Here is a 17104-nt window from a genome sequence, read left to right as displayed (position 1 = left end):
TGCGCTCACCCTCAAAGGAAGAAACTGAGGTTGTTCGCGAGAAACGTCGTCTGATCGAGCAAGATGCGCCGACTGACGATCTGAAATCCCGCGTCCGTATCGACGCAGCGCAGGCGATCGTGGCGTTCCCCAATCAAGTAGTCGGTTTGTCGTTCCGACCTGTTGCGATATGCGAGGAAGTTCGAGCTGACGAGGTATTCGCCCTGCCCGGCAGCGCTTGCGCGGACGTTCGTGATCAGATGCCGCGTGTGAGACGGCGGCTCCTCGGCCCATGCGGCGCCCGATTGGAGTTTGCGTAGACGAAGCTTGAGGTTTTCCTTGCTTTCGTCGAAATACGCGAGTTCATCAGGACTGGTCCATTCCACTTTTCGCTCGCGCGGCCCCACGTTGCGGCGGATCGGCATCACGTAACGGAGGTCGTCGGCCATCAGCTCGATCCACGCCGCGATGTTCCTGCCGTCGAGAAGCTCGGCTTCGAGAAAGAGGAACTGTTCGATCGCAAAGTGCTCTGCTGCCGAAACGGCGTTCGCGCGCGTCGAGGCGATTTCGTTAGCAACCATGGCCGGCCTCCTTGGCGCACGTATCGCGTTGCGTCGGAATACACATCAACTTGAGCCAGTGGCTATAGAGTCGCCGTGCGGCCTCCTCGCTGTAGCAGCCCTCGACAGTGCCGGGGAACGCGGGATCCGCAGCGGGATTGATATCCTTACCCATCTGAATGCTCATGGTGGTACGGCGCGCCTGATGCCCGCGCAGCACACGCTGGATCTCGACCCAGTTCTCGCCGTCGTCCTGTTCCCAGGTTCCAGCCGGAGAGAAGGTACGCAACGTGGCTTGCCGGAGTTGCTCCTTCTCGGCAGGTGAAGCGTCGGAGTCGACCAGACAGAACGCCCAGACCTCGATTTCGCCAGGGCCGCGCGGATGCCAGACGCGGCAGCTGTGCACGCCTCCGAAAAATGAGAACGTGGGAAACACGGTCATGTGTTGCGCGGTCACCGCGCTCACGCCCGCATTGTGAGCGGCATGCCGCTGAGCAAGGGCCACCGAATCGTATCCCGGCTCGCGCTGGCCAGCCTGCGACACAATCCAGTCTTCGTGAAGGCCCGGGGCAAGGAAAAAGCCCGTGCCATGTCCTTGGTCCGATAACAGTTGACGGCCCGGCAGCGGCAGTTCCTTGCCCGCATACTCCGGTGTTGTCGCGACTTGCACAGACACATGCGACATGACCCCGTGGTGCATATCGCTGGCGAATTGCTCAGCGGCAAGTTTCCAGTTGCAGGGGATGACCCACTTGTAGATCCCGCCGATCGGCTCCGTACCGGCAGGCGACCGATCGAGCAGTGCGTCCAGATACAGCACAGCTTCGCCGAGCGATTCTTTCAGCGATTGCGCATGCTCGTCCCAGTTGGCGAAGATCAGGCCCTTGTAGCTTTCAACTCGAGGGACGCGCCTTGCAGGCCACTCTTCCTTGTTGAAACACGGCCCGTAGTGCTCCTCTGACGGGACGTTCACGAGAGCGCCGTCAATCCCATAGGCCCAACCGTGGTAACTGCATGTGAATGCCTTTGCGTTGCCCTGATCCGCACGGCAAATCTTCATGCCGCGATGACGGCACTGATTGAGCAAGACGGCGACCGACCCGTCCTTTTGCCGAACTGCAACGACGGGATCTTCCGCCATGTACGTGGAAAAGAAATCCCCGGTCTTGGGAATATGTTTCTCGTGAGCGATGAACAGCCACGACCGCCCGAAAATGCGATCCAGTTCCTGCTCGTAGATACCCTGGTCGGAGTAGACCAGCGGACTGATCGTCCCCGCCTCTTCGTCGAACAGCGCAGAAGCAGGATGGCCTTGAATGGTGGTATCAGGCACTTGCGTCTCCTAGATAGTTGCCCATGGCGAAGCATCGGCTCTTATTGCGGTATGCGGCCGTTGGTGTAAGCGTCGCGCGCATTTCCGTTACAGGAACAATAGGCGTTCTCGAACTGTCCGCCTTTGCTCACAGCGCGGAAAAGCTTTGCTTGTCGGGCAGCGACATCCGCGGATCACATGGCGATGCTTCGCGCGACAGCATCGATGGACGATGCTGCCGGCTGCAGAGTGGAAACGTTGGGAGGGATGCCCGGTGTGACGGCATGACGAGCGTCATGCCGCAGAGGGCGATGGACTTTAGTTGATCGCGCGTTCGCGCGGTGGAACGTGGTGCGTCAGCGCGGGCACGGGCACACGGATGCTCACATGACTTCCAGCTGGACGCCCCTTTCAGCGTCGACTGATGAAAGGCCCTCGCGGCGGATACGATCTCTCAGTTGGCCCGGGCTTTCGCCAAATCGATTCTTGAAGGCTCGATTGAAGTGGCTAATGTTCTTGAATCCTTCTTCGTACGCAACCTGGCAAATTGTTTCCTTAACCTGGCTTCTGAGAAGCAATCGTCTTCTGCATCGCTCGAGTCGCTCCGCGATGATCCACTCCGTTACCGTCGTCTGACATTGAGCGAAGAGTTCATTCAGGCGACGCACGCTTATGCCCATGGCGCTTGCGATGGAGGATGGGGTAAGGGTGTCGTCGTGCAACCTAGTGACGATGTGAGATTTGATGCGCTGCAGAGTCGCGCGACTATACATCGTTGCACGCCCCTCTCTCGCCACAACCGAACTGGCGCTTACCGCCGCCACGATGAGATCCAGCAAGCTGCTCTCCAACCACGGGACGCTATCGCCTGCAATCGAGTTCGCCGACTCGTATGTGGTCAGCAGCGTTCTCAACAGCACATGCATGATCCCGTGCCGGCTATCGAATTTTCTGTCTACCGCATCCTGAAAGATCACGCGTCGAATGTGTGATTCGATTTTCGGAAGACGTACCCATAGCCCATCGAAGCCTGCCGAGAACTCCATCCGGCTAGGATGCTCCGGGCCGATGAGCGCAATGTCGCCCTCGGCCAGCGTGTAGTAGCTGTTCCCGATCTCGCATGACAGTTGATTTGCCAGGACGACAACCAGAATCAACTCGTCCTGCCCACCTCTGCCGCTTTTCGAATCTCGACGGATTCCAAACGGACGACTGGAGGTCGCCGCCTCGGAGCGCAGCATTTCAATGCTGCTTAATCGGCGCCTCGTAATCTTTCCGACCGGCTCAAGCCGATTCCGGGAAGCCTCGAGTTCCAACCGCTCGCCGTCAAACGCCTCGCACAACCGCTGCGATGTCAGACGCTCGAAGTCTTGTGGATCGGACGACAACTGTTGAACAGGTGCGTACATGTGTCTCCCCCATCATTAGTGGGTCATTTACGTTGTATTCCCTTCTCGTGCCGCGCTACTGTGGAGCGTAGCTGAGCGCCCTCCAGACAGCCTTCGTCGCAGCGCGAAGTGCTTCATCGTCTGAAGATGCGCCATGTGCCGGCCGGACTAAAACGATCAAACCGGCCAAATGGGAGTACAGCAGACGACCGCGTAACGCGCACTCCCGCGGTGTAAGCGATCGATTGATCTTGGCCAGCAATCGAGCGAACGTCTCCTGAAATCGACGGTTGAAACCTGCAACCAAGTCTCGGGCAAATTCTTCGCGCTCGGCCATGCTCCAGACTTCCAGGCAAAATGGTGCAATGTGTGTGCCACGCTTGACCAACTCGTCAAAGGCGATATCTGCGATGGCATCTAGCCGAGCCTCCGGCGATAGATCATCGTCGTCGACCACACTTTCATAGAGCGTCAGATATCGTGTTGCCACGGCCTCCGACGCCGCTCGCAAAAGGTCTTCTCTGGTCGGAAAGTAGTACTGCAAGGTCGCCAGGTGGATCCCAACATCGCTCGCCACGCGGCGCAAAGCGAACCCGACGTTACCGTACTGCGCGAGCACATTGATCGCGGCCTCCACGATTTCGGGGATTCGTGTCGTTCTGTTGCCGCGGCGCTTTGGCTCGTCGGCCAACTCTTTAGCCCCTGTCAGTTCAATCGCCAGTTCCCTCATCTTTGACCTCTTGCCGGCAGCCGCCGGTGCGCGCTTCGGACAGTCCAACCGCTCAAATATCGACCTTCCCTCGACCGAGCGATCGCAGTCACTTCATCGGTCCTCGCCCAAGCCACCATGACGAGCACCACCTTGTCACAAAGAATATGTCACGCGACTGATAATTACCAGTCAATCGAGCGCACAGAGATCAGACCCCATAAATATTTCTTATATTTATCAGGTAGATAGTGATTTTCCTAGGGGTCGCGACATTGATATATCAGTCGCATGACTATATAAATCAGTCATGCGACTGATAATTACCGCCCGACACCAGCCTGGAAGTCAAGTTACTCGAGGGCAAATCGGAGCACCCGCGCCTTGACGGTACCGCATGTGCCAAGGTGCGGGCTCACAAGGTGGTCGAGTCGCGGTGACGGGTCATGGAGAGTGCGATGAACTACGACGGGTATTGTTTGCGCAGGTTGATCGACAAGTGGCTTGCCCCCTCCGACACGTCACCGATTCGCATCAAGCGCTTCCAGTTCAGCGACAAGGTATATCGCGAAGGACGCTGTGTCTGTGTTGAGTCCGCCAACCCTGGCCGATCGTTATCGATATTTTTCTTCCGACACGATGACGGCTTATGGTATGTATTTCCCCCAGCAGCAACACGACCGACGATGCGCGCCGCTTGACCTGATGATTGAGTTCCCAGATAGCAGTCGCGCATCGCCCGATGCTCAGCTCTACTTCCTATTCATCGAGCCAGGAGCCGTCCGGATGCGGGATTACTGCTGCACACTGGCCATCACACCGCTGTTACGTGAACTGTTTCGCCACCTGGCCCGCCGAGAACCGGCATACCAGGGTGGGAGCAAAACGGAAAGAGTAGGGGCCGTGTTGCTGGACCAATTGGCGGAGGCACGCCCGCTGGACCTGTCCTTTTTGCCCCGAGCAATAACAGGCTATTCAGTTTGCAACCCTCGACCGTGTGGTTGGCATCAGTCGCAAGTTCGACGTTGCTCTCGGGCGCGAGTACACCGGAGGCATGCCACCTAAGGTGCTAGCGAAGCTTCCAAAGATCCAGCAGGCGGTCCAGAACAGATCTAGTACTTCGCCGCGTCTAGCCGGCGACGTGTTGCAGCCCGACGCATTGCGAATTCGGTGTCGACTTCGGCAGCCGGCACCAAATTGCCAATGTCGGCTGAGACTCGCGACCGCTCGACCTTGACGCGCAGCCATGCGTCGTATCCCACCGCTTCTTGTTGCTGCTTTACGTAGTCCCGCATGAAGTCCCGCAAGAGCTGCGCACCTGTTTGGTCATGAGCCTTGGCCGCAGTCGTAAACGCAGTTATCAGGGCATTATCGGCCCGAAACGTAAAGTTGGTTTCGCTCATAGCGATATCCCTTTGTTCTATGTCGCGCCCACAAAATGGCGGACAGGTCCTTATCCAGTTATCTCTCCGACCGCTGCCGGAGATAGCACTCGCTCTAGCGCCACTTGCGAATCGCCCAGGCGCCCAGGTGCTTCCGGCGTACCGATGATTTCCTTTAACCGCGTATAGGTCGTCCCCGCCAAATACCGCTGCGCGTAGCTTGCTTCGTCCTCGTCATGTCGGGCTAACGTCTGGGCTTCATCACGTGCGGTCGTCTGGTCACGGGCGATGCCTTCACGTTTGAGTCGCAACGCCGTCTGTTTGTCACTTCGAAGAACGGGTTCAGTATCCATCTGCTCGTTGAAATGGCCGACAAAGTCGTTGAACTTGTCCATGCCAAACAACGCCGCGATGAGTTCAGTGCGTTGCGCTGGGGGCCGGGCGGCCATCCGGGAGAAGGCATCAATCCGGTTTTTTTCGATAAAACTAAATCGATAACCGTCGGCGTCGGCAATCACCTGAATGTCATTGCCATTCGCGGCCGTCGCGACGAGGCGCGGCTCGACAAAGTTGCGCGTATGGATATTCGCGAGATATCGCCGCTCGTCGATGCGCTTGAGTTCCGCCTCCTCAACCGAACCCAATAGGTCCCGTTCCAATGCCTCGCAAAGACTGGTCTTCCCGCTCCCGTTTGGCCCATAAGCCTGACTGGTCATCCCGACCAGACAAAAATACTGGGATGCACAATGAAAACTATCAAAACATAAAATCAATAGTTTTGTTCAAATACTGCAAAAAAGCCACCTTTTCTGCAAACCGACATCTGACTTGGGCATGTCTGACCTGCCCCCATCCACCCCCAATAATTTCCCTTGACGCCCTATCTTTCGATATATATCTTTAGATATGTTTTACGACATATAGGACTCGATCATGCGACACAACCACTTCCGCGGCCATGCCCGATGCGACGGTCATGGTACGCATGCCCACCCCGAAGGATTCGCCGGTCTCTGGTACGCGATCGGCCGCCACCGTCGCGGCCACGATCCATTCGGCGGCGGCTCGTTCGGGGGCCGTGGCGGGCGCGGCGGCTTCGGTGATTTCGGTGACGACGGCATGCCGCGCGGCCGCCAGTTCAGCTCCGACGATCTGCAACTGATGTTGCTCGCGCTCGTCGCCGAGCAGCCGAGCCACGGCTACGAACTGATCAAGGGGCTCGACACGCGTTCGAACGGTTTCTACAGCCCGAGCCCCGGCATGGTGTATCCGGCGCTCACGTACCTCGAAGAAGTCGGCTTCGTCGCGTCGCAGGCAGAGGGCAACCGCAAACGCTATGCCCTGACCGACGCGGGCCGCGCGCATCTCGACGCGCAGCGCGAACGCGTCGACACGCTGTTCGCGCGCCTCACGTACCTCGCCCGCAGAATGGAGTTCATGCGCCGCGCGTTCGCCGGGGAATCGGCGGGCAACGAAGCGCAGGACGATACGCAGGCGGGCTGGCTGCCGGAGTTCGTCGAGGCACGCGTCGCGCTCAAGCGCGCGCTGCTCCACAAGAGCGGCGCCGACGCCGAAGAACAGCGCCGCATCGCGGCTATCATGCGCCGCGCGACGGCCGAAATCGAAGGCGGCACCGGCGCGTAATCCGCGCCGCCCCGTCACCACTCAAGGAGTACGGATTGATGCAGAACACATCCGAGCGCACCGTGACCCGCGTGCGCCACACCCTCAAGTTCCGCTTGCTGCAGGTCCTGCGCGTGCACGCCGTGACGCCGCACCTGCTGCGCGTCACGCTCGGCGGCCCCGATCTCGCGGATTTCGAATCCGCGTCGTTCGACGATCACGTCAAGGTGTTTTTCCCGCCGCCCGGCGCCGAACGGCCCGCGATGCCGACGCTCGGCGCGAACGGTCCCGAGTTTCCGGAAGGCGAACCGAAGCCGGTCGCGCGAGACTTCACGCCGCGCCGCTTCGATCGCGCGGCCTGCGAACTCGATCTGGAATTCGTGCTGAACCATCCGGGCCCCGCGTCGCAATGGGCCGCACAGGCACGCGTCGGGCAATGGCTCGGCATCGGCGGTCCGCGCGGTTCGTTCGTCGTCCCGACCGGTTTCGACTGGTACCTGCTGATCGGCGACGATACGGCGCTGCCGGCGGTCGCGCGGCGTCTCGAGGAATTGCCGGCCGGCTCGCGCGCGGCCGTCGTGCTCGAAGTCGCCGATCGCACCGCGCAGATCGCGTTCAACACGCGCGCCGACGTGCATGAAATCTGGCGCTTTCGCGCCGAAGCCGACGCAGCGGACGGCGACGTGCTGTTGAACGCCGTGCGTGACCTGCCGCTGCCGCCGTCCGGCGAAGGCTACGTGTGGGCGGCGGGCGAAGCGCTGTCGATGCGCGCGGTACGCCAGCACCTGACCGGCGAGCGCGGTGTCGACAAGTCGCGCATCCGCGCGGCGGCCTACTGGAAGCGCGGCGCGGCGGCCGTGCACGAAACGCTGGAAGACTGACGGATGCGGGTACCCGGCAAAGCGGTACCCGGTTGACCGGCGGGTGACACAATCGTGGCGTCGGCGCACCAGCGGGCCTGGCACCGCCATCGCGGCTGGTATATATCTGTGGGAGCGACGCCGCTGTCGGGCGACAGCCGCCGCAGCCCGCCCAGGAGCGCCCGGTCATGACAAAAGAAAGCCACGCTTCGCCGTTCCTTCGCAACCTGAAGATCGCCGGCTATTGCGGCCTTGCCGCGGTGGTACTCGCGCTGTTCGTCGCGATGTGCGCGATCCTGAAAGAAAGCGCCCTCGACCGCGATGCCGCGCGGCACCCGGCCGATACGCCTGAACTGCACGACGCGGGCGGCGGCCCGTCCGCCTCGGTCGAATCGTCGGCCAAGACCCCCGGCTGACGGCGTCCCGCCCGGCTGTTTCCTTCCCTTTACGGCGCGTGCCGGCGCCCCATCACGACGGCATGCACCGAATCGCCGAGCCGTTCGAGCAGCGCGGTCGCGCGTTGCGCGTACAGGTGCGCGGCCAGCGCGCCCGCCGTGCCGACCAGCACGCCGCCGGCCATGTCGAACGGCCAGTGCACGCCCGCATAGACACGCCCCCACGCAATCGCCACGGCCAGCGCGGCCATCACGAACCCGGTGAGCCGGGTCGTACCGCCGAGCATCAGGCCGACCGCCATGCTCCACGCAAACGTCATGTGATCGCTCGGAAACGAGCTGTCCGGCGCGTGCGGAATCAGTTGCGTGCCGACGCCGGCCATGAACGGGCGCGGCGAGAACCAGAAATGTCCGATGACCTGCGCGAGCACCAGCGCGACGCAGACGCCGACGCCGGCTTCGATCGCCTGGCGCCGCGCTGGGCGCGCACCGAAGATCCAGGTCAGCAGCAGCATGGCGGGCAACACGTAGACGAGCCAGTCGGCGGCAAAGATCGCAAGGCGGGCAACGCCCGGCTGCGGCGCCACCCCGGCGTTCAGGGCGGAAAAGAGGGTGAGGTTGACGGTCTGCATGAATCGGTTGCGTGGGGCGTAGAAAAACGGCCGGTTGCCCGGCCCGATACGAACGATGCTAGGGCGCGCCCGCTTAAGCGATGCTTAATGCGGCAGCGGCGCGAAACGAAGGAAGCCGCGAAGCCGCCGCGGCGAACGCACTTAGAGTTCGCATTGCAACACTAGTTCACACAATTGTCATATTCCGGCGCGACCGTCTCCCGTAAAGGCTCACCTAGCCTCCCGTAAAACCTCACCTTTTTCACATCGTGGCGTCATCGAGCTATGCCAGCATCGGGACGCCGGATGCTACCCACGCCGTTTGCACCATTCATCTCAATATTTACCCTGCGAACCCCTCGAAATCGGCAACAATTAATTCCAAATGCGGCATCGCACAACGGCAGCGCACAGGCATAGGATTACGAGCTTACGAGCACTCATCCACGAAGCGATCAACAACAAGGAGTCCGCATGAAAACCAGCGATGTCCGATCGAAAGCGTTTGCGATGCCGTTGACCAGCCCTGCCTTCCCGATGGGCCCTTACCGTTTCGTCGACCGTGAGTTCCTGATCATCACGTATCGCACCGATCCGGACCGTCTCCGCGAAATCGTCCCCGAGCCGCTGCAGGTCACCGAGCCGCTCGTGCATTACGAATTCATCCGCATGGCCGATTCGACCGGTTTCGGCGACTACACCGAAAGCGGCCAGGTCATTCCCGTCGAATACAACGGCCAGCCGGGCGGCTACACGCTCGCGATGTATCTCGACGATCACCCGCCGATCGCCGGCGGCCGCGAGCTGTGGGGCTTCCCGAAGAAACTCGCGTCGCCCACGCTGCACGTGAACACCGACCACCTCCTCGGCACGCTCGACTACGGCAAGGTGCGCGTCGCCACCGGCACGATGGGCTACAAGCACAAGGAACTCGACATCGACGAGCAGACGAAGCGTCTCGCCGGCCCCAATTTCCTGCTGAAGATCATTCCGCACGTCGACGGCACCGCGCGTGTCTGCGAACTGGTGCGCTACTACATGCAGGACATCAAGATGAAGGGCGCGTGGACGGGCCCCGCATCGCTCGAGCTGGCGCCGCACGCGCTCGCGCCCGTGGCCGATCTGCCCGTGCTCGAAATCGTCGAAGCCCGCCACCTGGTCGCGGATTTGACGCTGGGCCTCGGCGAAGTCGTCTACGATTACCTGGCTCAGTAACACACGTCCGCAGTCCTTTCTCCCTGTCAATCCTTTCACCACGGGAATTCGAACATGAGCAACTTGAATGGCAAGACCGCAGTCGTCACGGGCGCCGCGAGCGGCATCGGCAAGGAAATCGCACTCGAGCTTGCAAAAGCGGGCGCGGCCGTCGCGATCGCCGACCTGAACCAGGACGGCGCCAATGCGGTCGCCGACGAGATCGTCAAGGCCGGCGGCAAGGCGATCGGCGTCGCGATGGACGTGACCAACGAGGATGCCGTGAACAGCGGCATCGACAAGGTGGCCGCCACGTTCGGCTCGGTCGACATCCTCGTGTCGAACGCGGGCATCCAGATCGTCAACCCGATCGAGAACTACTCGTTCTCCGACTGGAAGAAGATGCAGGCGATCCACGTCGACGGCGCGTTCCTGACGACCAAGGCCGCGCTCAAGCACATGTACAAGGACGATCGCGGCGGCGTCGTGATCTACATGGGTTCGGTGCACTCGCACGAAGCGTCGCCGCTGAAGTCGGCATACGTGACGGCCAAGCACGGCCTGCTGGGTCTCGCCCGCGTGCTGGCGAAGGAAGGCGCGAAGCACAACGTGCGCTCGCACGTGGTGTGTCCGGGCTTCGTGCGCACGCCGCTGGTCGACAAGCAGATTCCGGAGCAGGCGAAGGAGCTCGGGATCAGCGAAGAGGAAGTGGTGAAGAAGGTGATGCTCGGCAATACGGTGGACGGCGTGTTCACGACGGTGCAGGACGTCGCGCAGACGGTGCTGTTCCTGTCGGCGTTCCCGAGCGCGGCGCTCACGGGCCAGTCGTTCATCGTCAGCCACGGCTGGTTCATGCAGTAACGCCCCCGCCTCCCGTCAGGGAGGCGATTTCCGCATCACCGCCCATTCTCACGACGGAGTGCCGCCGCTCGGCGCCACTCCTTCTTCCCGCCATCCATGGCGGGTTTTCTCGGAGCAACTGATGAAACCGCACGCCCGAACAGAAAAGCAGGCCGTCGACGCGGCGGACCTGCATCACGAGGCCGGCGCACCCGCCGCCGCGCGCACGCCGCCTTACGAGACGATCGCGCTCGTGCTGCAAGGCGGCGGCGCGCTGGGCGCATACCAGGCCGGCGTGTTCGAAGGGCTGCACGAAGCAGGCATTCCGCTCGACTGGATCGCGGGCATCTCGATCGGCGCGCTCAACACCGCGCTGATCGCCGGCAATGCGCCCGAGCATCGCGTCGAGCGGTTGCGCGAGTTCTGGGAAACGATCTGCAAGCCGGCGTTCTTCCCGACGGTTCCGGCCGCGTTCGAATCCGCGCTGTTCAACAGCATCGACCAGGTCCGCACGTTCTTCACCGCATCGCAGGCCGCGAGCGCGATGATGCAGGGCCAGCAGGGCTTCTTCGTGCCGCGCTTCCCGCCGCCGCTGCCGGGCGTGTCGGATCATCCGGAGAAGATCAGCTGGTACGACACGTCGCAACTGCGCGCCACGCTGCTGAAACTGTGCGATTTCGACCGGATCAATTCGGGCGAAACACGCGTGTCGGTCGGCGCGGTCAACGTCGGCACCGGCAACTTCGTGTACTTCGACAACTCGCGCATCCGTCTCGCGCCCGAGCATTTCATGGCGTCCGGCGCGCTGCCGCCCGCGTTCCCGCCCGTCGAAATCGACGGCGAGTATTACTGGGACGGCGGCGTCGTGTCGAACACGCCGCTGATGGAAGTGCTGCGCGCCCATCCGCGCCGCGACACGCTCGCGTTCCAGGTCGACCTGTGGAGCGCGCGCGGGCCGCTGCCACGCACGATGGCCGACGTCGCCGAACGCACGAAGGACGTGCAGTATTCGAGCCGCACGCGTTTCGTCACCGACACGCTGCAGCGCGAACAGCGCTACCGCAACGTGCTGCGCCACGTGCTCGAACAGGTGCCGGAAGCGCAGCGCAAGAACGACCCGTGGTGCGTCGAAGCCGAAGCGATGTCGAGCGGGAAGAAGTACAACATCCAGCACCTGATCTATCAGCAGAAGGCGTACGAGCATCACTACAAGGACTATCAGTTCGGTCTGTCGACGATGCGCGACCACTGGTCCGCGGGTCTCGACGACATCCGCAAGACGCTCTCGGTGAAGGACGGCCTCGCGCTGCCCGTCAACGATGCGGGCTTCGTCACGCACGACATTCACCGCCGCCGGTAATGCCGTGTGCAACGGGCCGGCGCGCGCCACGCGCCGGCCCGTCTTTATTTCAGATTCGACATGCCGATTTTCATCGCCCTGTTCGCGCTCATCGCCCTCGGATGGGGCGCGGTTCACCTGTTTCACGTCATCGCCGCGCAGTTCGGCCAGCCGGTGGCGATCGCGGCCGCCGTGCTCGCCGCCGCGAGCCTGATCGCGCTGGTCGCGTGGTGGCTCAAGCGCCGCCGCGACATCGCACCGAATACGAAGGAAGACGGCTGGACCCATGTCGTGCATCGCGCATGGGGCGAGCTGCGCGTATCCGCGACGCAGGGGCTGCTGTGGCTGTCGCACGACGGCGCGGACGGCCGCTACACGCTGCCGCAGCTCGACGGTTGCCAGGTTGCCCCGATCGGCGGCCGCTGGCATCTCGTCGTGCGCGTGCGCGACGCGGTGCGCAGCGAATGGAAGCTGCCGATGACTGACAAGCGCGATGCTCAGCGCTGGGCACGCGTGCTGACGCTCGCGAAGGACAACCGGCTCTGAAGCGGCACTCGGCGGATGCGGATGCGCATGCGCGCGCCGCACGCGCCGCCGCGCCGGCAATCCCCCAATGACACGCGTCAGCGTGCCTTCAACGCCCACAACGCCTCGAGCACGTGCTCGGTCGCCCGCTCGACCGGCCCCGCCCGATGGGCGATACCCAGTTCACGCCACAACGCCGGACGCAGCGGCCGCATCACGATGCGCGCATCGGGCAGCGGGGCGCCCGCCTCGTGCGGCAGCAGTGTCGCGCCGTAACCTGCGGCGACCAGGCTCTTGATCGCATCGTTGTAGTTGAGTTCGATCCGCGGTTCGGGCAGATGGCCGCCGAGCGCGAACCATTCCGTCGTGAGCCGCGACAGACGCGTGGTCGCATCGTTGAGAATCAGCGGGCGCGCGGCCAGATAGCCGGGCGTCACGCGCGCCGGAAGCGGCCAGTCCGCCGGCAGGAACGCCATCACCGGATCGCGCCGCCACGCACGAATCGACAGCCCAGCGACCGCCGCCTGCGGCAGCGCCACCAGGCCGATATCGAGCGTGCCCTGCGCAATGCGCGCCAGCGCGTCGTGCGACGTGAGCACCGCGATCTGCACATCGATGTCCGGATGCTGCTCGCGCAAGCGGGCCACCGCCTGCGGCAACAGGTGCGCGATCGCGCCGGTCGACGCGCCGAGGCGGACGCGCCCGGTCAACCCCTGCACTTGGCGCTGCACATCGTCCAGCGTGGATTCGACCTCGGCCAGCAGGCGGCGCGCCCGCTCCACCAGCACTTCGCCGATGGGCGACGGCCGCACGTTTCCACGCGTACGGGACAGCAATGGTGCGCCGATGCGGCTTTCCAGTTCGGCAATGTGAAGACTGACGGTCGGCGGCGCGAGATGAAGCGCTTGCGCGGCCGCGACGAAGGACCCTTGGTCGGCGATGGCGACCAGCGTGCGCAGGCGGTCCAGGCTGATCTCGCGCATTTCCACCTCTCGTTCAAGAAAACTGAATCTGACGGTCAGTAAATTCAACTTTTTCTATTCTAGGCGCTCGGGTGACGATACGGCTTTCCCGACCACGAACGCAAGGAACGCGACCATCATGAGCCAGCCCACGGTCTACATCGACGGCGATCAAGGCACGACCGGATTGCAGATCCACGCGCGCCTGCACGGGCGCACCGACCTGCGGCTCGTCTCGCTGCCGGATGCCGAGCGCAAGAACCCCGTGCGGCGCGCCGAAGCGATCAACGCAGCCGACGTCGCGATTCTGTGCCTGCCCGACGCGGCCGCGCGCGAAGCGGTCGGCTTCATCCGGAATCCGGCGGTACGCGTGATCGACGCGAGTTCGGCGCACCGCACGCAGCCGGAATGGGTCTATGGCTTCCCCGAGATGGCGGACGGGCACGCGCAGACGATCGCGCACGCGCGGCGCGTCACCAATCCGGGCTGCTACCCGACCGGCGCGATCGCGCTGTTGCGGCCCCTGCAACGAGCCGGCCTGCTGCCGCGCGACTACCCGGTGAGCATCCATGCGGTGTCCGGATACTCGGGCGGCGGGCGGGCCGCCGTCGACGCCTTCGAAGCGGGCGACGCATCGCACGCGAAACCGCTGCAGATCTACGGCCTCGCCCTCGCGCACAAGCACGCGCCCGAAATCCAGCTGCATGCGGGCCTCGCGAACCGCCCGTTGTTCGTGCCCGCCTACGGTGCCTATCGGCAAGGCATCGTACTCACCATCCCGATCGAGTTGCGCCTGCTCGGCGCCGGCGTGACCGGCGAGCAGCTGCATGCCTGTCTCGCGCATCATTACGCCGATGCGCGCCACGTCGACGTGACGCCGCTCGCGGAAACCCGTGCGATCACGCATCTCGATCCGCAAGCGCTGAACGGCACCAACGACCTGCGGCTCGGCGTGTTCGTCAACGCCGAGCATGGCCAGGTGCTGCTGTCCGCCGTGTTCGACAATCTCGGCAAAGGGGCATCCGGTGCGGCCGTGCAGAATCTCGACCTGATGCTCGGCGCGTCGCACGCGGCGTGAGCAGGGTGCGCATGCAGGCACGGTCGAAAGCCGGCGGGGCAGGCCGATCCGCGTCGCGGCAGGCGACGCTGCCGTGCCTGCCCATCCTCCCGTAAAAGCTCACCTTTAGCCGGTTTCAGCCCATGTCGTCGCGCGCCGCGGCCGTCAGGCCGGCCAGCTTCTCCATCAGAAAATCGACGCACACGCGCACTTTCGCCGACGCGGCGACGCGTTCCGGATACACGGCCCAGATGTTCGCGGGCTGGATCGCGTCGGGCAGCACGCGGCACAGTACCCCGCGTTCGATCAGCGGGCCGGCCTCCCAGATCGAGCGCAACACGATGCCGCGCCCGGCCAGCGCCCATTGCACGGCCACCTCGCCGTGATTCGTCGACAGCGCGCCGCCGACCTTCACCGTCGCCGTTTCGCCGCGCACGTTCAGCCGCCATACGCCGAACGGATGATCGCGCTCCTTGATCGCAAGACAGTCGTGCGACGCGAGATCCGCGAGCGAGCGCGGCGTGCCGCGCCGCGCGAGATAGTCGGGCGATGCACAGAGCACGCGATAGTTCGCGGCGAGGCGGCGCGCGATCAGGTGATCGGCGATCTCGTCGCCGATACGCACGTCGAGGTCGTAGCCTTCGCCCGCGACGTCGACGAGCCGGTCGAACAAATCGAGCCGCACGTTCAGTTGCGGATAGCGCGCGGTGAAGTCGAGCAGCGCCGGCGCGATGATGTGCCGGCCGAAGCCGAAGCTGCTCGACATGCGCAGCGTGCCGCGCGGCACCGTGCGCGTGGTCGACACGTCTTCGACGAGATGATCGACGTCGTCGAGAATCTTCTCGGCGCGCGCGAACACGCGTTCGCCGGCTTCCGTGACCGTCACGCGGCGCGTCGAGCGATGCAGCAGGCGCGTGCCGAGCTGCGCCTCGAGCAGCGCGATGCGCTTGCTGACATAGGCGGGCGACACCGCGAGCTGCTCGGCGGCCGCGCTGAAGCTGGTCAGGCGGACGACCAGGCTGAACACGCGCAGGTCGTCGAGATTTGGCGATTTGTTCACGATTCGTGGAAAGTCGATTAACCTTTCGCACGATTTTAATCCGAATGGAAATAAATAGAATGGCGTCATGATCCGCTGCGCGCCACGCCGGCAGCGGCCCGACCCACGAAAAAGGAGGAGCACCCGCATGAACGACAGGACTTACCGGATCGCCGTCATCCCCGGCGACGGGATCGGCCGTGAAGTGATGCCCGAGGGCCTGCGCGCGCTCGACGCCGTGACCGCGCGCTTCGGCGTGCGCTTCGACTTCGTCCAGATCGACTGGGCGAGCTGCGACTACTACGCGCAGCACGGCAAGATGATGCCGGACGACTGGAAGGCCCAGTTGTCGGGGATGGACGCGATCCTGTTCGGCGCGGTCGGCTGGCCCGCGACGGTGCCCGATCACGTTTCGCTGTGGGGCTCGCTGCTGAAATTCCGCCGCGAGTTCGACCAGTACATCAACCTGCGGCCCGCGCGCCTGTTCGACGGCGTGCCGTCGCCGCTCGCCGGCCGCCGCGCGGGCGACATCGACTTCATGATCGTGCGCGAGAACACCGAAGGCGAATATTCGTCGGTCGGCGGCACGATGTTCGAAGGCACCGACCGCGAAATCGTGATGCAGCAGTCGATCTTCACGCGCCACGGCACCGAGCGCGTGCTGAAATTCGCATTCGACCTCGCGCAGCGGCGCGCGAAGCGCCTCACCGTCGCGACGAAAAGCAACGGCATCGCGATCAGCATGCCGTGGTGGGACGCACGCACGGCCGAGATGGCCGAACGCTATCCCGACATCGCCGTCGACAAGCAGCACATCGACATCCTGTGCGCGCGCTTCGTGCTGCAGCCGGACCGCTTCGACGTCGTCGTCGCGTCAAACCTGTTCGGCGACATCCTGTCGGACCTCGGGCCGGCCTGTACGGGCACGATCGGCATCGCGCCTTCGGCGAACCTGAACCCCGACCGCACGTTTCCGTCGCTGTTCGAACCCGTGCACGGCTCCGCGCCCGATATCGCCGGGCAGTTCATCGCGAATCCGGTCGCGATGATCTGGTCGGCCGCGCTGATGCTCGACTTCCTCGGCAACGGGACGGGCCGCGAGCGCGACGCGCACGATGCGATCGTCGCCGCGATCGAAGACGTGCTGCGCGACGGGCCGCGTACGCGCGATCTCGGGGGCAACGCGGGGACGCAGGAAGTGGGTGAGGCGGTCGCCGCGCGGATCGCGGGCCGATGAGGGTTGCCCGATGCGCATCTGCGCGCCGGGCGGTGACGGAGGGAAGCGGCAAGCGGTGAGCAGCTAGAAGTGAACAACACGCAAAGGATGTG

Annotated in this window: 18 protein-coding genes; 9 read left to right on the top strand and 9 right to left on the bottom strand. The window is 63.6% G+C overall.

The window, feature by feature from the left end; translation table 11 throughout:
• Window positions 1–11: 11 nt before the first annotated feature.
• The 6 genes from WJ16_RS19985 to WJ16_RS19960 form a co-directional block, all read right to left on the bottom strand.
• Entirely contained in the window at window positions 12–560 is a 549-nt protein-coding gene (locus tag WJ16_RS19985; RefSeq protein ID WP_069258854.1) for an aromatic-ring-hydroxylating dioxygenase subunit beta, read from the bottom strand.
• Window positions 550–1872 carry an aromatic ring-hydroxylating oxygenase subunit alpha gene (locus WJ16_RS19980; RefSeq protein ID WP_069258853.1) on the bottom strand — a complete coding sequence of 441 codons (1323 nt, stop codon included), beginning with the start codon at window positions 1870–1872 and terminating at the stop codon, window positions 550–552. The genes WJ16_RS19985 and WJ16_RS19980 overlap by 11 nt, the downstream gene beginning before the upstream one ends.
• A gap of 362 nt (window positions 1873–2234) precedes the next feature.
• Window positions 2235–3260, bottom strand: a complete 1026-nt coding sequence (locus WJ16_RS19975) for a helix-turn-helix domain-containing protein (RefSeq protein WP_069258852.1) — start codon at window positions 3258–3260, stop codon at window positions 2235–2237.
• A 55-nt stretch (window positions 3261–3315) separates the two neighbouring features.
• The gene (locus tag WJ16_RS19970; RefSeq protein WP_069258851.1) at window positions 3316–3969 is read right to left on the bottom strand and encodes a TetR/AcrR family transcriptional regulator; all 654 of its coding nucleotides are present in this window, start codon (window positions 3967–3969) and stop codon (window positions 3316–3318) included.
• Window positions 3970–5060: 1091 nt separating this feature from the next.
• Window positions 5061–5351, bottom strand: a complete 291-nt coding sequence (locus WJ16_RS19965) for a CopG family ribbon-helix-helix protein (protein WP_069258850.1) — start codon at window positions 5349–5351, stop codon at window positions 5061–5063.
• 50 nt (window positions 5352–5401) lie between these two features.
• Window positions 5402–6046: a hypothetical protein gene (locus WJ16_RS19960; protein WP_069258849.1), complete on the bottom strand. Its 645-nt coding sequence runs from the start codon at window positions 6044–6046 to the stop codon at window positions 5402–5404.
• Window positions 6047–6263: 217 nt separating this feature from the next.
• Here WJ16_RS19960 and WJ16_RS19955 point away from each other — a divergent pair, with 217 nt between their 5' ends.
• The 3 genes from WJ16_RS19955 (at window position 6264) to WJ16_RS19945 (ending at window position 8229) form a co-directional block, all read left to right on the top strand.
• Complete coding sequence (locus WJ16_RS19955; protein WP_069258848.1) at window positions 6264–6974, top strand: PadR family transcriptional regulator; 711 nt, start codon at window positions 6264–6266, stop codon at window positions 6972–6974.
• Between the two features lie 38 nt (window positions 6975–7012).
• Window positions 7013–7834 carry a siderophore-interacting protein gene (locus tag WJ16_RS19950; RefSeq protein ID WP_069258847.1) on the top strand — a complete coding sequence of 274 codons (822 nt, stop codon included), beginning with the start codon at window positions 7013–7015 and terminating at the stop codon, window positions 7832–7834.
• Between the two features lie 167 nt (window positions 7835–8001).
• The gene (locus tag WJ16_RS19945) at window positions 8002–8229 is read left to right on the top strand and encodes a hypothetical protein (RefSeq protein ID WP_069258846.1); all 228 of its coding nucleotides are present in this window, start codon (window positions 8002–8004) and stop codon (window positions 8227–8229) included.
• A gap of 29 nt (window positions 8230–8258) precedes the next feature.
• Here the strand turns inward: WJ16_RS19945 and WJ16_RS19940 are convergent, their stop codons facing one another.
• Window positions 8259–8840, bottom strand: a complete 582-nt coding sequence (locus tag WJ16_RS19940) for an undecaprenyl-diphosphatase (RefSeq protein WP_069258845.1) — start codon at window positions 8838–8840, stop codon at window positions 8259–8261.
• Window positions 8841–9293: 453 nt separating this feature from the next.
• On the opposite strand from WJ16_RS19940, the gene WJ16_RS19935 reads away from it, so the two are divergent.
• From WJ16_RS19935 to WJ16_RS19920, 4 genes are all read left to right on the top strand, one after another.
• Window positions 9294–10034, top strand: coding sequence for an acetoacetate decarboxylase (locus tag WJ16_RS19935; protein ID WP_069258844.1), 741 nt, complete (start codon window positions 9294–9296; stop codon window positions 10032–10034).
• A gap of 54 nt (window positions 10035–10088) precedes the next feature.
• A complete protein-coding gene (locus WJ16_RS19930; RefSeq protein ID WP_069258843.1) occupies window positions 10089–10874 on the top strand; it encodes a 3-hydroxybutyrate dehydrogenase in 786 nt (261 codons plus the stop codon).
• 121 nt (window positions 10875–10995) lie between these two features.
• The gene (locus WJ16_RS19925; RefSeq protein WP_069258842.1) at window positions 10996–12213 is read left to right on the top strand and encodes a patatin-like phospholipase family protein; all 1218 of its coding nucleotides are present in this window, start codon (window positions 10996–10998) and stop codon (window positions 12211–12213) included.
• Between the two features lie 60 nt (window positions 12214–12273).
• Window positions 12274–12738 carry a hypothetical protein gene (locus tag WJ16_RS19920; protein ID WP_069258841.1) on the top strand — a complete coding sequence of 155 codons (465 nt, stop codon included), beginning with the start codon at window positions 12274–12276 and terminating at the stop codon, window positions 12736–12738.
• 77 nt (window positions 12739–12815) lie between these two features.
• Here WJ16_RS19920 and WJ16_RS19915 read toward each other — a convergent pair whose 3' ends face one another.
• On the bottom strand, window positions 12816–13700 hold the full coding sequence (locus WJ16_RS19915) for a LysR family transcriptional regulator (protein WP_069258840.1): 885 nt from the start codon (window positions 13698–13700) through the stop codon (window positions 12816–12818).
• Window positions 13701–13818: 118 nt separating this feature from the next.
• On the opposite strand from WJ16_RS19915, the gene argC reads away from it, so the two are divergent.
• Window positions 13819–14757 (top strand): N-acetyl-gamma-glutamyl-phosphate reductase, encoded by a 939-nt coding sequence (gene argC, locus WJ16_RS19910; RefSeq protein WP_069258839.1) that lies wholly within the window; start codon window positions 13819–13821, stop codon window positions 14755–14757.
• Window positions 14758–14872: 115 nt separating this feature from the next.
• Here the strand turns inward: argC and WJ16_RS19905 are convergent, their stop codons facing one another.
• Window positions 14873–15796, bottom strand: coding sequence for a LysR substrate-binding domain-containing protein (locus tag WJ16_RS19905; protein ID WP_069258838.1), 924 nt, complete (start codon window positions 15794–15796; stop codon window positions 14873–14875).
• 127 nt (window positions 15797–15923) lie between these two features.
• On the opposite strand from WJ16_RS19905, the gene WJ16_RS19900 reads away from it, so the two are divergent.
• On the top strand, window positions 15924–17012 hold the full coding sequence (locus WJ16_RS19900; RefSeq protein ID WP_069258837.1) for a tartrate dehydrogenase: 1089 nt from the start codon (window positions 15924–15926) through the stop codon (window positions 17010–17012).
• Window positions 17013–17104: the final 92 nt, after the last annotated feature.

Origin of the sequence: Burkholderia metallica, assembly GCF_001718555.1 — a bacterium.
GTDB classification, from domain to species: Bacteria; Pseudomonadota; Gammaproteobacteria; order Burkholderiales; family Burkholderiaceae; genus Burkholderia; species Burkholderia metallica.
This window is presented reverse-complemented; position numbering and strand designations above follow the sequence as displayed.

Bases quoted from the DNA above. Each gene is read 5' to 3' on its own strand.
- WJ16_RS19945 (WP_069258846.1), top strand. From the start codon at position 8,002: ATGACAAAAGAAAGCCACGCTTCGCCGTTCCTTCGCAACCTGAAGATC.
- WJ16_RS19955 (WP_069258848.1), top strand. From the start codon at position 6,264: ATGCGACACAACCACTTCCGCGGCCATGCCCGATGCGACGGTCATGGT.
- WJ16_RS19925 (WP_069258842.1), top strand. From the start codon at position 10,996: ATGAAACCGCACGCCCGAACAGAAAAGCAGGCCGTCGACGCGGCGGAC.
- WJ16_RS19960 (WP_069258849.1), bottom strand. From the start codon at position 6,046: ATGACCAGTCAGGCTTATGGGCCAAACGGGAGCGGGAAGACCAGTCTT.
- WJ16_RS19930 (WP_069258843.1), top strand. From the start codon at position 10,089: ATGAGCAACTTGAATGGCAAGACCGCAGTCGTCACGGGCGCCGCGAGC.
- WJ16_RS19915 (WP_069258840.1), bottom strand. From the start codon at position 13,700: ATGCGCGAGATCAGCCTGGACCGCCTGCGCACGCTGGTCGCCATCGCC.
- WJ16_RS19975 (WP_069258852.1), bottom strand. From the start codon at position 3,260: ATGTACGCACCTGTTCAACAGTTGTCGTCCGATCCACAAGACTTCGAG.
- WJ16_RS19900 (WP_069258837.1), top strand. From the start codon at position 15,924: ATGAACGACAGGACTTACCGGATCGCCGTCATCCCCGGCGACGGGATC.
- WJ16_RS19935 (WP_069258844.1), top strand. From the start codon at position 9,294: ATGAAAACCAGCGATGTCCGATCGAAAGCGTTTGCGATGCCGTTGACC.
- argC (WP_069258839.1), top strand. From the start codon at position 13,819: ATGAGCCAGCCCACGGTCTACATCGACGGCGATCAAGGCACGACCGGA.
- WJ16_RS19970 (WP_069258851.1), bottom strand. From the start codon at position 3,969: ATGAGGGAACTGGCGATTGAACTGACAGGGGCTAAAGAGTTGGCCGAC.
- WJ16_RS19920 (WP_069258841.1), top strand. From the start codon at position 12,274: ATGCCGATTTTCATCGCCCTGTTCGCGCTCATCGCCCTCGGATGGGGC.
- WJ16_RS19940 (WP_069258845.1), bottom strand. From the start codon at position 8,840: ATGCAGACCGTCAACCTCACCCTCTTTTCCGCCCTGAACGCCGGGGTG.
- WJ16_RS19965 (WP_069258850.1), bottom strand. From the start codon at position 5,351: ATGAGCGAAACCAACTTTACGTTTCGGGCCGATAATGCCCTGATAACT.
- WJ16_RS19985 (WP_069258854.1), bottom strand. From the start codon at position 560: ATGGTTGCTAACGAAATCGCCTCGACGCGCGCGAACGCCGTTTCGGCA.
- WJ16_RS19950 (WP_069258847.1), top strand. From the start codon at position 7,013: ATGCAGAACACATCCGAGCGCACCGTGACCCGCGTGCGCCACACCCTC.